7 protein-coding genes and 1 pseudogene are annotated in these 14176 nt (G+C 66.9%); 5 read left to right on the top strand and 3 right to left on the bottom strand.

The window, feature by feature from the left end:
• Positions 1-1022: pseudogene (locus IE316_RS35845) on the top strand (hypothetical protein); the annotation flags it as partial.
• A gap of 106 nt (positions 1023-1128) precedes the next feature.
• Positions 1129-1416, top strand: a complete 288-nt coding sequence (locus IE316_RS35030) for a hypothetical protein (RefSeq protein ID WP_190208615.1) — start codon at positions 1129-1131, stop codon at positions 1414-1416.
• 435 nt (positions 1417-1851) lie between these two features.
• Here IE316_RS35030 and IE316_RS35025 read toward each other — a convergent pair whose 3' ends face one another.
• Together IE316_RS35025 and IE316_RS35020 are read right to left on the bottom strand one after the other, a co-directional pair.
• Positions 1852-2682, bottom strand: a complete 831-nt coding sequence (locus IE316_RS35025; RefSeq protein WP_190208614.1) for a hypothetical protein — start codon at positions 2680-2682, stop codon at positions 1852-1854.
• A 312-nt stretch (positions 2683-2994) separates the two neighbouring features.
• Positions 2995-5928: a DUF4365 domain-containing protein gene (locus tag IE316_RS35020; RefSeq protein ID WP_190208613.1), complete on the bottom strand. Its 2934-nt coding sequence runs from the start codon at positions 5926-5928 to the stop codon at positions 2995-2997.
• 157 nt (positions 5929-6085) lie between these two features.
• Here IE316_RS35020 and IE316_RS35015 point away from each other — a divergent pair, with 157 nt between their 5' ends.
• From IE316_RS35015 to IE316_RS35005, 3 genes are read left to right on the top strand one after another with little or no spacing between them, the layout of a single operon-like run.
• The gene (locus IE316_RS35015; RefSeq protein ID WP_229910710.1) at positions 6086-7243 is read left to right on the top strand and encodes a tyrosine-type recombinase/integrase; all 1158 of its coding nucleotides are present in this window, start codon (positions 6086-6088) and stop codon (positions 7241-7243) included.
• On the top strand, positions 7240-9744 hold the full coding sequence (locus IE316_RS35010; RefSeq protein ID WP_229910709.1) for a tyrosine-type recombinase/integrase: 2505 nt from the start codon (positions 7240-7242) through the stop codon (positions 9742-9744). The genes IE316_RS35015 and IE316_RS35010 overlap by 4 nt, the downstream gene beginning before the upstream one ends.
• On the top strand, positions 9741-10298 hold the full coding sequence (locus IE316_RS35005) for a DUF6262 family protein (protein WP_190208612.1): 558 nt from the start codon (positions 9741-9743) through the stop codon (positions 10296-10298). Before IE316_RS35010 ends, IE316_RS35005 begins: the two co-directional genes overlap by 4 nt.
• A 56-nt stretch (positions 10299-10354) precedes the next feature.
• Here the strand turns inward: IE316_RS35005 and IE316_RS35000 are convergent, their stop codons facing one another.
• Positions 10355-13006 (bottom strand): DEAD/DEAH box helicase, encoded by a 2652-nt coding sequence (locus IE316_RS35000; protein WP_190208611.1) that lies wholly within the window; start codon positions 13004-13006, stop codon positions 10355-10357.
• Between the last annotated feature and the right edge of the window lie 1170 nt (positions 13007-14176).

Below are 14176 nucleotides of genomic sequence, written 5' to 3'. Positions count from 1 at the left end.
TGTCCACCCAGGTCACCCACACCATCACCATCGCCGAGTACCAGCAGGGCGTCGACCCGATCGACATCCTCTTCGGAAGCTGGATCAAGTGCGCCCAAAAGGTGACCCCCGGCGGCGAGAACGGAAGCTGGGGAAGCTGCGCCTGGGCCGCCGTCGACGTCGCCAGCCTCTTCGCCAGCAAGATCCTCAGACCCATCGCGGACGCCGTCAGAGCCGTGGACGCCGCGGCCAGGACTGGCATCGGCTTCGTCAATGCCTGGAATGGCCTGAAGACTCTGCCACTCGGTGAGGGCGTGGTCTCCGGCATCGCGAGCAAGATCAGGGAAATCCTGCGGAAGAGCTGCACGGTGTCCAGCAAGGTCGCAGGCACTCGGATCGCGGCGACTGCAGGCAGTGCCGATGAGTGCATGCCTCCGCTGCTTGATGATGTAGGGGAGGCTTATGTGCGCAGCAAGCACGTGGAGGGGGGGCTCGCTGATCACATGGCAGAAGGGCGTGTTCGACGCCAACGTGGATCTCGACGAGCTGGTCTACATGTCCGAGAGCGTCAAACCTATCGGGCCCAACGCCAGTGGCCACTACGAACGCATCGTGAACGCCGGCCGACTGATTGGCCGCACGTCCGAGCAGACTGGCCAAAAACCAACTTCGTGGTTCCTGCTGGCTCAGGACAAGTGGGGGAGCGTCAGGACCATGTATCCGGTCGAGAAGCCCATCGAATGACCAGGAGAAGGAATTTGGAGATTCATCTGCAGAACAGCCGGCACGAGCGGGTATCCGAAAAGGTTGCTGACGCCGACGGAAGCTTTCTGGCGTTGTGCCGCGAGGCGCCGAAAAACAGTGTCCTGCAAGGCGTGCAAGAAATCGGGGACACGATGTTCAACGAGATGCAGTGCCGGCAAATCGAGGCTTACCTGACCGGACTCTCTGAGGGCAGTCAGACACAAGTACTGCGTGAAGTTGCCAAGCTGGCGCAGCAAGCGGTCTCGTGTCACGGCTACCTGTACGTCGTAGGAGACTAAAACCCGCACCCGTGGATCGGGGGGCGAAATGAGTTCGCCCCCCGATCCCTGACATACCCCCGAGACAGCACCGAGGAAGACGAAACGAATGCCCCTTGTCGTTTACGTGGAAGACCAGATCCACTCGCGCATGGCCAAGATGCACGAGGACCATAGGGGGACCTTCCTGTCCCTGTGCGAGGCATCCCCCGAGGACAGTCTGCTCCACGCGGTGAGCCGCTACGGCGACACCATGTTCAACGAAGTACAACTCGAGCGGTTCGTCGCCGAACTGAACGAACTACCTGCCGAGAAGATGAACAGCACGATCCGTAAGCTGGCTGCGGCAGCCGAGTTCGCGATCGCCTCCCACGGTTACCTCTACTTCCAAGGAGCGGACTCCGACCGCCTGTAGGTGCCGTTTCGGAAGGCGCAGCCGGTCGGCTCGGTCTCGCTTCTTCCTCCAGCGACTCGACTGCGACGGCACCTGAGAGGACCGGCTCGGCAGCCGGTCCTCTCGCCACGGGGCCGACGTCGACACGGACGCGCTTCTGAAGGCGGCCGCCGCCTACGCGCAGACGCTGACGCCCTACACCCTGCCCTTCGACCGGTCGGCTGTGGGTGCCCCCGCGGTGGTGGCTTTGTTTGTGAGAACTGACAACAGATGTTCACGACTTCGGGAGGCACCAGAGCACACCGAAGCTTCGAACGTTGCTGAGTTTCACCCCTGACAGGAGACCGCCGAGGTTTGGCAGGCGGTGTGCGGCAGCCAAGCTGTCGGCACCTGGGGTCAACCTGCGTGGACGAAGTACGCCTCTGACAACTCGGCCAAACTCCTCTGTGGGCACGTTCAGCTAGTGATAAGCGCCGTGATCACGACGCCGCCGAGGGCAAAGCCCAAGCACAAGCAGCCCAAGGAGAGGACGATGTACACCACCGTGCGACGCCTTGAGCGCTGAACGACCGCCTTCTTCGGGTCCTGCGGGTCGTAGGCGACCTGGATGCTCTCGGCGCCGGTACTGCCGCCCACAGTTCGGCTCACACCCGCAGTGTCCGTGTAGACATACGTCCCCGAACTGCCGAGCCGGTCAGGTGTATCAGCGGCGTTCTTCGCTTCGACGGTGATGCCATGCCGGGTCAGGTACCACCCCCTGAACGCTGCCCACATCCCCGCGCCACCGCCTGCGATGGCCACCGCAGCTATCGCACCTTGGATCAAGGTGGCGACTGCCAGGAGAACGCCGCTCAGCCCGCCTTCGCGGAGCCCTACGGTCAGGGCCAGGGCGACGATCACGAGGGCAACGGTGAGCACTGCCCGCCTCACGACACGCTGCCTCCTCTCCGCCGGGGACTCGGTCAGGACTCGCGTGACGACGAGGCCGGACCCATCGACGACCACATCCTCTTCGGCGCGCTCGTGCAGGGCGCGGTTCACGGCCTCGGCGAAAACCCTGGCTGCTGCCTCGCTCACACCGCCGACCCGGTGAACAGCCGGCGTCACCCCAGCCTTCGCGATCAGCTCGATGGTGACCGAGCGACCCTCGGCGCGTATCCGTTCGATCGCCACCAGAGGAATGCGCACTTCTTCGTGCGGGCGGCCCAGGAACAACGTCGTGCCCTGGGCACGCAGGACGGTGCCCCGGCTCCCCCGCAGGACGGGTATGGGCGATGTATTCGACATGATCGTGATCGTAGAGCGTCTCCCGGTCGCCATCGCCGGAATCGGGTCCCTCCATGCGGACTCATAGCCGACGTTGTACCTCCCGTGAGTGACCACAGCGACATGCAGGATCCGAGTCCCGGCGGATTGCAGCGTTCGCCTTGACCTTTTGGGCGTGAAGGGCAGCAACGGTCAGCGCCACGGCCCTGGGCACGGGAACGCGATCGCTGGTGCCGCAATCGAACAGCGTCAGACGGCGGTGCCTCCCGAAGTCATGGACATCTGCTGTCGGTTCTCAGGTTCTGGCTCAGGTTTTGTGGCGAGTGGCGTCTGTCATTGCTCGACATCGAACAGCGGGATCGCAGGGGGATTGGCTGCTGAGCGCACAAGGGCGGACATGTGTTGCTGGAGTGCGCTTCGCAGGGTGTGGTGAGTTTCTAGGGCTCGTGTGTTGTCCAGGGCGTGGGCGACTGCGAGTGGTACACGGCAGCCGGGTTCATTCGTTGCCGTGGTGATGGCTGTGGTGACGGCCAGTGGGGGGTTGTCCTGGAGACCACGGGTGAGGGAGAAGGCTGCCGCGGCGCGGACTTGGTACTGCGGATCGCCGGTGAGAGCCACCAGTGTTCCCTGGATGATGGGTTCGTCCGCGTGATGGCTGAGGGCGGAGACGAGGCGGGCGGCGGATTGGCGTTGTGAGGCAGAGCCGCGCAGCCAGGTGAGGATGCGTTGGAGTGCGGTAGTGCTGTCGACCGCTCCGAGAGCGAGGCCGAGGGCGAAGGATGCCTCGGTGAGGTCCCCGGCTTCGTCGAGCAGGCCCGGTACGCCCCTGATCGTGGGCAGTCCGGTCTCGAAGGCAGCCTGCAGCCGGGTGGCGACCGGGGCGGGGAGCTGGTCCGCGCGTGTGGTGAGGGCGCGGACGGCTCCTGCTTTGTGCTCTTGAGCGACCTGGTGATCGAGCACGATGTCGATGATGGGGTCCCAGCAGGCATGCTCAGGGAAGAAGAAGTTGCACAGGGTCAGGAGGCGGGCCCAGTCCCAGCCGCCGAGTCCCCATCTGTTCTGGTGGGCCTCATCGAGTTGCTGACGGCAGTGAGAGGCGGCCAGGTCGATCACCCGCTTGCCGGTGCGAGGGGAGAGGTCCGCTGGTGAACGCACTTCGCCGATGGCGTCGATGTCGCCGGCTTCGGTGCGGCGCAACAGCTCGGCTTCGGCCGCAGAGTCGCCACCGGCGATCAGCACGCCCAGGAGCGCGGCAGACATGGCTGGACTGCTGTGGTCTGTTGCGGCTGTGCGTAGCTGGCCGGAGAAGGCTGTGACGGCAGAGGGCCTCAGGTGCGCAGCGAGTTTTATCAGGTCGGTTTCCGCAGGCTCGCCCGGCCGGTCGGGCAGACTGCGCAGGAGCACGTCCGCTGTTTCCGCGTGGACGGCGTCGCAGGCCGCGGACAGCACCCGCCAAAGGGCCCTGTGCGTGTAGTGATCAATGGAGAACCACGGTCGTACGCGCTGCGCGAAGGGTTCGGGGTCTTCAAGCACGGTCAGGCAGTGGCGACCTGCTTGATCTGCCAGTTCAGGCGTGAGGAGGTCTCCAGCGTGCCGCAGAAGGGCCAGTTTTGCGGGCGCGTTGGTGTGGGTCCATGGTGCGGTCACCGACCGCTGCACCACGGCCTGTACCGGGCTGGCGGGCCCAGCCGCCCATAGACGCTGAACGGCGGTCTGCAGAGTTTTGGTGCAGCCGAAGCGTCTCAATTCGTCGAGCGTGTCCTCCAAGCCGCGGGCGTGAGTGCTGGTCGGAGTCTGGCGAGGCTGACTGTCCCGCACGCTGACTTCCGTCGCCGCGTCACTGCGCCATGCCGCTTCGTGCTCAATGATCTCGTGCCGGGCACGTTGGGCGAGGGCGGCGGCCGAGGGGCCCCGTGTTCCCGCCAGGGAGGCGCTCAGCCACGCGCTGAGGAGGCGGTTTTGCGCTTCGGCTGATGGCCAGGTGCCGGGGTCTTCGCCCTCTCCCCAGGCGCGGAATGCCTTTTCCTCATGCTCTTCAAGAGCCCAGGCAACGGATTGAGAGCGCCACCAGGAGGCGGCAGTGTCGACGGCCGTCATCGTGGCACCCAGATTTTTTGCTTCCCGTCCTGAGGTGCGAAAGAGGAAGTCGGCAGCCGATGCGCCGATTGCAGCCGCGGTGACGTCATCAAGATCCAGTGCGACGGTCCGCAGCGCTGCAGCGGCCAGGCGACGGGAAGTGTCGAGATCTCCTCGCTCACTCATCACGATCGCTCGATGCATGAGTACCCAGGCTTGGTCGATGGGGAGAAGGTCCTCGCCCGCCGCCTCCAGGAGAGTTTCTGCCTCCGTCAGGCGCTCGGCGGCCGTGAGGAAGACGGCACTGGTCACAACGCAGGCCGCGATTCGATGAGCCTGTTCTGTCCTTTGTTTCCTGCGACGCTTGCCGGGAGTCATCGGGGCGGGGCAGGCGGCTGCGGCGAGGTCGAGGAGCGGCTGGATGTCCGCATCCATCACAGCGCTGTAGTAGGCCGAGAAGAACCGCCATTCCCACAGGCGGGAACCGCTGTCGGCTGCAGCCAGGTCAGGGTTGGAGTCTTTCTCGATGTACCACTGCAGGTCCTGGACACGTCCCTGGGTGATCAGGGCGATGGCTTCCTCGGGAGCGAGGATGCGTTCGTAGCCGGTGTTGCGGTGGGGCGCTATGAGCCGGGGGGTCAGCAAGGCGTGGCGCAGTGCCCGTCCTGGAGCTACTGCCTTGGCTCCTGCAGCGAACGAGGTGCCCTGAAGCGCGGGCTGCTGTTTTGTAGAAGCGGCGACCTCCAGCAACTTCTCACGATTGCCGAGCTCCACCTTCTGGTGGATCGGGACGTGAATCTTGAAGCCGTCTCCCGTGCTCTGAATCGCTTCCTTGGTCACATGCGCCCAGTACGAGGTGCGGGTGGCGTCGTCGTGCATCACGAGCAGGTGGGGCAGGGCGTGTTGGACCCAGTCCTCGAAGTGCCTGGCGTCGCTTTCCGCGTACCACCATCCGGTGCAGGCGCCCTGATCGTCGCTGGTCGGTGCGTTGAAATACGAAGGCCCTGACTTGACCTGAGCCGCCATCAGGATATTTCGGTCGAAACGCCGTTCATCGCGCACCTGCAGGAATAGATCGATACCGAGGTCATGGCGGGTGTTTTCCGAAGGGCCCCAGCCGAGGTCTGTGAAGTCGGCTATGACCCGGGAGACCCCTGCGCCACCGGTCTGTTCCTGCTCGCTGGCACGCATACCCATTCCGCAGCTCCCGGACGTACTTGGCCTCAGGCAGGGAGATTATCTCGGGGCTGACCTGGGGTGGGGGATGTTTGTTTGGGTTGTCGCCTGCGGGGATGGTACGGGCTGGAGTGTCATACGCCGTTGTGTGGGCGATGGTTGTGTTTGTTACGTGGATGCCGACTTTGTGGCGGAGCGTGCCGTTTCTCCCGTGACCGGTGTGGTGCGGTGGGTGGTGGTCGACGCCGGTTCGTTTGATCTGCAGACCGAGGCGGTGGCGTTCCTTGCGTCGTTGCGGGCGCGGGGGTGTTCGCCGAACACCGAGCGCGCGTATGCCGGGCGGGTGGCTCTGTACTTGAGTTACTGCAGGGTGCGGCGGCTGGACTGGCGGACTCCCGGCTTCCTGGATCTGGCTGGCCTGCAGCAGTGGCTGGTCGGGACGCCTCTTCCACCCCGGGCCGGCCGGGTGCGGCCGGGTCCGGTCCGTTACCGCTCCCGGGGGACGGCAAACGCGGTCATGACGGTGGTGGGGGAGTTCCTGCGGTTCGGCGCTGTGCACGGCTGGGTGCCGGCCGAGACGACGGCGTTGCTGTCCCGGCCGAAGTTGCTGCGTTTCACCCCGCCCGACTTCGATACCGGCGAGTCGGGCCGGCGGCGCCCGGTCGGGGCGGCCGTGTTCCGCTTCAAGGTCACCGAGCCGGGCTATGAGGACCTCAGCGGTGAGCAGATCCGCCGGATGATCGATGCGGCTCCGAGCGCCCGGGATCGTTTTCTGATCGCGTTGCTGGCGTGTACGGGGCTGCGGATCGGTGAGGCGCTCGGGCTGCACCGAGGTGATATGCACCTGCTGGCCTCCTCCCGCGCTGTGGGCTGCGGCGTGGATGGCCCGCACGTGCATGTCCGCCGCCGCATGGACAACCCCAACCGGGCTCTGGCGAAGTCCCGGCATCACCGCTTCGTGCCGGTCACCGCCGACCTCGTGGCCCTCTACACCGACTACCAGTACGAACGCGACAACGTGGCCGAGGCTGCGGAGTCGGAGATGGTCTTCGTGAACCTGTTCCGCCACCCGCTGGGCCGGGCGATGTCGTACCCGAATGCCAAGGAGATGTTCGACCGCCTGGCCCGCACCGTCGATCATGCGTGCCGTCCGCACATGCTGCGTCACTCGGCGGCGACGCGTTGGCTGCGCGACGGCGTCGACCGCGACGTGGTCCAGCGGCTCCTGGGCCACGCCTGTCCGTTGTCGATGGAGCGCTACCGGCACGTCGACGGCGTCGAAGCACGGGCAGCGGTTGAACGCGTCGGCTCCCTGAGGGAGTACCGATGAGCATCGTGCCCGCTCTCTCGCGGCTGCCCGCATCGCGCACCGAAAACGCGGAGGAACTCGGCAACGGGGGATGGGCTGCATGGCTGCGAGGCCATCTCGATCCCGCCTGGCGGACGAGTGAATGGCGGCAGGACTGCTGGCTGTTCACCGGCAGCGTCCACGAGCCGCGCAGCTCGGTTGCGCTGTGCCGTACGGAGGCGTGCGACACCGTGGTCTCACCGGCCAACACCTTCTGCCCGTTCTGCAAGGAGGAGCAGAAACGGTCGCCGCTGCCCGCCGCGGAGTTCGCGCGGGCCTTCGTGCCGGTGCGTAACCGGGTTGCCTTCGGTGGTGTTCCGGAGCAGTGCAGCTTCACGAAGGACGGGCAGCGCTGTGTCCGGCCCCGCCACTGCAAGGAACTGTGCGCCACGCACTACACCCAGTGGAAGACCCACACCACCCGCAAGGCCGTCGGTCGGTGGGAGGACACCGCCGTCCCCTACGCCGATACCCCTGCCTGCCCGGCTCCCGCCTGCCCGCTGCCGGGCCTGTACGGCCGGGGCCTGTGCCGGCACCACGCGCAGCGCTTCCGCGAGCACCGCCGTACCCACCCGGACGCGGACGTTGCGCCGTGGGCGGCGCAGCAGCCCCCGTACCTCGCCCCGCACCAGTTCAGTCTCCTGCCGCTGCCCGAGCCGCTGCGCTGGGAGGTCCTCTACGGCCTGCAGCAGGTGGACCCATGGCTGCGGATCTTCGAGCCTCCGCAGGTCCGCCGCATGGTGCGGGACCTGGCTGAGACCGGCACGCTCATCGGCGACATCACGGACCAGCAGATGTGCCCGCGCTCCACTGTCGCGGTCTTGCGGATGCTCGGCCGCGTACGTACGGCGGTCCGGGCGGGTCACGCGCAGTACACCGGCACCGCGCCGGCGCAGGACGACGTCCTGGACCTGCGTGCGCTCGGTCAGCGCTCCCGCACCCCGGCTGGCATCCGCCGCCCCAAGACCATTGACCTGCGCACCATCCGGCAGCCGTGGCTGCGCGGCTTGCTGCGCACCTGGACCCTCCAGCAGCGCCCCGACGCGGACGAGTTCGGCCGGACCCTGCGCGGCGTCGAGCTTGCCTCCCGGGCTCTCGCCTCACGGCCCGCAACCGACGACCCTGCCGGCTTGCGCTACGACGACGTCACCGCTGTGGTCGAAGCGTTCCGCACCGCACTGAAGCTGGACGGCGCACCGGCCGGGTGGAACTACCGCATGTCCATCGCCAGCCACTTCTTCGCTCTGATCGACTACGGCCGACGCTCAGGCACCGCCGGCACCCTCTCGGCCGCCTTCGTCCGCGACCCTGCCCTTCACCGCATCCCCGAGGAGGAAGCCAACGAGGACGAGATCGGCAAGGCGATCCCCGAACCGGTGATCCGCCAGCTCGATGTCCACCTCCACCTCCTCGGCCTGGGGCGGGCCCGCGGTCAGCGCTCCCTCGCCCCCGACGACCCGCAGCTGATGTACCGCACGCTGTACATCCTGCTCAAAGACACCGGACGCCGGCCCCTGGAAGTCTGCTCCCTGCCCCGTGACTGCCTGGAAACCCGCAACGACCAGATCTCTCTGGTCTGGAACAACCACAAGGCCCGCCGCCACCGCAGGCGCCTGCCCGTCACCACACCCACCGCCCATGCCATCCGCACCTGGCAAGAACGCCGAAAGCAACTCGAGCCCAGCCTTCCGCCTGCGGGCGCCGACTACCTCTTCCCAGCCCTAACCCACCTCGCAACCCGTCCCTACCTGCACACCAGCTACCTCAGCGAGACCCTGCGCCACTGGGTCAACTCCATCCCCCACCTGCACGCAGAAGGCACAGACACCCAGGGCAATCCGCTGCCCTTCGACCGCACCCTCATCTACGCGTACGCCTTCCGCCATTCCTACGCGCAACGCCATGCCGACGCAGGGACCCCGCTCGACGTCCTGCGCGAATTGATGGATCACAAGTCGGTCAGTACCACCCAGCGCTACTACACCGTCTCCCTGAAACGAAAACGCGACGCCGTCACGAAGCTCGCCGCCCACGTCGTCGACAACCACGGTCGCCCCAGGCCCAGCTCCGAGGCCGCCTACGAACTGCGCTCCGTCGCCGTCCCCTACGGCGGATGCACCGAACCCAGCAACGTCAAAGCCGCAGGCGGCTCCTGCCCCATCCGCTTCCAGTGCGCCGGCTGCGGCTTCTACCGCCCCGATCCTTCCTACCTCCCGGCGATCGAACAGCATCTCAACGAACTACGCGCCGACCGCGAAACAGCCCAGGCCATGGACGCCGCCGAATTCGTCATCAGTGCCTTCACCGCCCAGATCACCGCCTTCGAGCAGGTCACCGACCGCATGCGCCGCCGCCTCGCCGCCCTCCCCGCCACAGAACGCCAGGAGATCGAAGAAGCCAGCACCATCCTGCGCAAAGCCCGCGCCGGCCACACACACGCCCTCCTGCCGCTTACACCCGTCTCCAGGACCGACCCGACATGAACCCTCACGGCAACCCGCACACCCTCGCCCAGGCCCGCCGCCGCGCCAGCCTCGACAAACGCCAGCGAGCCCTGACCGCACTTGCCACCCTGGAACAGCAGGGCAAGAAGATCACCCACGCCGCGGTCGCCCGCACTGCCGGCGTCTCCACCTGGCTCACCTACACCGAAGGCATCCGCGAGCACATCGAAGCCGCACAACAACGCCAGCACCCCACCACCCTCTGCGCCCCTACCCGCAGCACTACCGCCACGTTGCGCACGGAACTCGAGCTCGCCAGGCAAGAGATCCGGACTCTGAGAGAAGACAGAGACCGAATGCGGCAGGCCATTCAGCACCAGCTCGGACAGCAACTCGACGCCCTCGACACCAGGCACCTGACCGAACGCATCGACGAACTGACCCGGAACAACCAACGGCTCGAAGACAGCCTCCAACAAGCCACCGACGACAACCACCGGCTCCACGCCCGCGTGGGCACCCTGGAAACAGACCTGGCGGCAGCGCGTACCAGCCTTCGGCGGATGATCCGAGAGGAGAACACAAACCGCTGAGGACGCCAGGCGTCCCTCAGGGCACGCCACGTTTCAGCAACCCGACAGACCTGCTGCTACGCCCACTCGACTCCGAGTTCGGCGAGGGCGGCGCGCTGGTCATGGGTGAGTTTGTCCCGGCGGCTCTTGGTGTTGGAGATCCATACGCCGAGTTTGTGGTGGTGCTCCTGGCCGTCGATGACGACGCGTTCGACGTGTCCCCTCGGCACTGCCTTCTGGGCGCCCTCGCGCTGGATCCACTGGGCGAGGGCAGCCAGACCGCGTTGGAAGGCTGCTGCCTTCCCCCCGCCCTTTGCGGAGGGGACCGGTGCGGGAGGTTCGGCGGGGTTCACGCCCAGCGCTGTGAGCCGTTGCCTCTGTTCCTCGGAGAGCTCCGCCCAGCTGCGACGTTGCCGCCGAAGCCATTTGCCGAGGTCATCGCCTTCGTAGAGGACGCCGGGGGCGATGTCGGGGAGTCGGCCGTGGGGTTCGTCGGCGGCGAGGTCGGCGAGGATGCGGTAGTGGCGCTGCCAGTCCAATGGCCAGGGGCAGTCCCAGTCGGGGTCGATCGCGGTCAGCTGCTGCGCGCGTACTGCGGCGCGTTCGGCGTTCTTGCCGAGGCCGTTCCTGCGGCGGAGGTTGGCCATGTGTTCCCCGACCGGGACCAGTTCGCTGTCGGCGTCGCCCCATACGGCGTCGCGCCTGGGGGCGAGGTGGCCGTGGGCGCGCCGGTAGGAGCGCAGGGCTGCGAGTTTGGTCTCCCAGGCTTCGTCGCCGGGCTCCCACACCATCCCGGCCTCGTCGAGCAGGGTCTTGCGGTGGGGATCGAGTTCGCCCGCGCGGTACACGCGCCGCTGCTGGTGGACCCACCGCCCCAGAGGGAACGCCTTGGTGGCGCTGGCCTCGGTCTCAGTGTCGTAGGGCACGGCGTGCAGGCCGACGATGTGGTTGTCCTTCCGCCAGCGCAGCAGTGCCTGGTAGCCCTCCAGCCAGACCAGGGATTCCGGCCGGTACACCCGGGTACGCAGGAACGCCGCGATCGTCGCCGCGTCCCTCGGGGTGGAGAAGTGCAGCAGCACTGACTCCACCGCGCCCTCGGTCTCGTCCTGCTCGCCCTCTCCTTCGGCCGTGGTGCCGATGATCCGCCCGTCCTCGTCCCGCTTCACGTGCACGTGCCGCTGCCCGCTGCTCAGGGCCCGGCTGGCGAGCTGTTCGACGAGGCGTTCCGAGTGACTGCGGAGTCCTTGGAGGACGGCTACGAGGGGTGCGAACGAGGCGGAGGCGACCATGTCGGTCGGGTCCTCGCCGGGCTTAAGGAAGACGGGCACGATGATCCTGGCCACCTTGGTCGTGCCGTCGGGGTTCGGGCGCAGGGCGCGGCCGATGTTCTGCACGATCTCGACCTGGGAGCTGCGGGTGTCGGCGAAACACACCGCCTCCACGCCCCGCTCGCCGACGATGTCGACGCCTTCGCCGAGCACTCGGACGGAGGCGAGGAAGGCCCGGTGTACACGGCGGCCCGCGGCATCGATGCCATTGGCGAACTGCCGTAGGGCTTCCCGTCGCTCAGCGACGAGATGGTCGCCGCACAGCCATGCCGACCACACTCGCTCCGGGGGTACGTGGCGGCCGGCCTCCAACTGGTAGAACTCCGCGTCGATCGACGACTTCGGCAGGGCGTCCGCGTCGGCCAGGGCCCCGTCGGAGACCTCGGCCGCGTACAGCTCGGCGGCCGTCTGCGGCATCTTCTCCGCGAACGCCATCGCCTCCTCCACTCGCTGGTGGAAGGTCATGATCGTGCGCAGGTTCCGCGCGGCGGCGTGCTCCAGGAGCGCAGTCTGCAGCAGCGCCAGCCGCCGGCCCCGCTGCGCCTCCTCGGATACTTCCTGGACGGGGGAGGGGTCGTGGATCTCCAGCACGTCGATCTCGAACCCGGCGAGGATGCCGCGTTCGATCGCCTCGGACAACTCGAGTTCGTAGATCCACTCGCCATATGGGCCGTCCGGGTCGGACGCCATGGTCGCGATCTCCAGCTCCTGGCCGTCCCTGCCCTTCTGTGGCCGGGGGGAGGCGAGGATGCGGGGGGTGGCGGTCAGGTAGAGCCGGAAGTCCGCCGGGATGCGGGTGTTGTCGTGGATCGCCGCCCACGGCCGACCAAGATCACCAGTGGTTGAATGGGCTTCGTCGACCACGGCGAGGTCGAACGGGGCCATTGTCTGTCCGTACAGCCGCTCCCCGCCCGCCAGAGCAGCCTCCAGCGGCCCGCGGACCTTCCGCAGACCCAAAGGGTCCTCCGGGTCGTCACGGTCCACCAGGGAGGCGTAGGTGGCGAACACGACCACCGGCCCATGCCCCGCCCACAGCGCCAACTGGATCGCATTCGTGGTGGTCCGCACGCCCAACTGCTCCAGGACGTCGTCCTTCTCCAGCGAGCACACCGCGACCATCGGCCCGTTGTGTCCGACTCTCCGCCACGCCTGAACGGTCTGCACGAGCAGATCAAGAGTGGGGACCATGGCGAGGACCCGCCCGCCGCGGAAGCACTCCAGCGCAGCCCACGCGGCTGTGATCGTCTTGCCGGACCCCGTGGCGGACACCACCGTGGCGCGCGCCCCTTCTGCGGGCACAGAGGACCTTGCAGGAAAACCAACCCACTCACGGATACGCGCAGTCGCATCCACCTGGTGTTCTCTGAGCACGACCCTCTGAATACCGAAATGCGCTGTCATCAATTCCTCTTGCCGAGATCGCATTGTTAGCCAGGCTGTCTCACCGATGCGGGTGGTCCCTTTTAAGCACCGAGTCCTTTGAGGCCCCATTCATCGAGCCCGGAGTAGACCGTGGCGGTTCGGCATTGCGGTGCCGACATGCACTCAGCTTCCCCGCGGTAGACGGCCACAAGAGAGTCAGCTCCTCGCCACCAGATGTCTGAGCGTCCGGCAACCTCCAAGACCGGCTCGAAGCCATCGAGTTGCAGCGCCTCCACGGCTTCACCGGTCACCGTAGTGGTAGTGCGGGCCCACCGGCGGGCGTGGTCCGCGAGGGCCACCGACTCCACCCATCCCTCGATGCTGCCGTGCAGAGGCACCCAGGTGCCGGCATGGATGCCGAACTCTCCCTCGGGGCCAACCATGAAGGCGTAGGGAAGCGCGGTGCGCTGCAGCCCGGCCCCGAACCACCAGCCCTCCGCCTCCGACCCCTCAGGGACGTCCGCGCTGAACGAACTGGGGCCACCGTCATAGTGCGGAGACGGAGGGAGGGCAATCCCGCCCCACATTTCCTGGTATGCCACAGTACGGTCAATCTCTGCTGCGGGGATTCCATGCTCCCGCCACTGGGCCCGGTGCTGCTCCACACCAGGGTCAGGAATTCGGTAACCATGGATTCGAACAAAATACTGAGCCCTGCGCGTAAGCCCACCAGGAATCCCGTCCCTGATCATCACTCAGCACCCCATCGACTCTGCTCACCCCGTCGAGCTCAAACAGCCTTGAGGGTGGTGACTAGTTTTCCCCAACTCTACATGCTGCATCAAAAAAAGATATGCACTACGCTGAAACCCGACATGAACGAGCGGCCACCCACTCCTCGCAGCCAGCCAGGCCCGCGCCAGCGGGCCCGAAGGGACTGGAGGCGCAGCCGGAAGGACCGTTGACGGCAGGGGAGCGCAGCGGACCTGCCCGGCCGGCCTGGAGCGTCAGCGGAGGGCCGGATCTCGGACGAAGTCCGTCCGCTCCGGGAGCGCAGCGGACGGAGCGTCAACCCTACTGCGCAGCAGTCGGGTTGCGCGGGACGCGCAGCGTCCCGCCAGCGCTCCCGCGGAGCGGGAGCGTAACAACCGCGCGCAGCGCGGTTGTTCGCTTGCACATCGCGTAGCGATGTGATACCCGCTCCGCGGG

Source organism: Streptomyces fumanus, assembly GCF_014655295.1.
GTDB classification, from domain to species: Bacteria; Actinomycetota; Actinomycetes; order Streptomycetales; family Streptomycetaceae; genus Streptomyces; species Streptomyces fumanus.
Note: the sequence above shows the minus strand (reverse complement) of the source record. Positions and strands in the feature narration are given on the sequence as shown.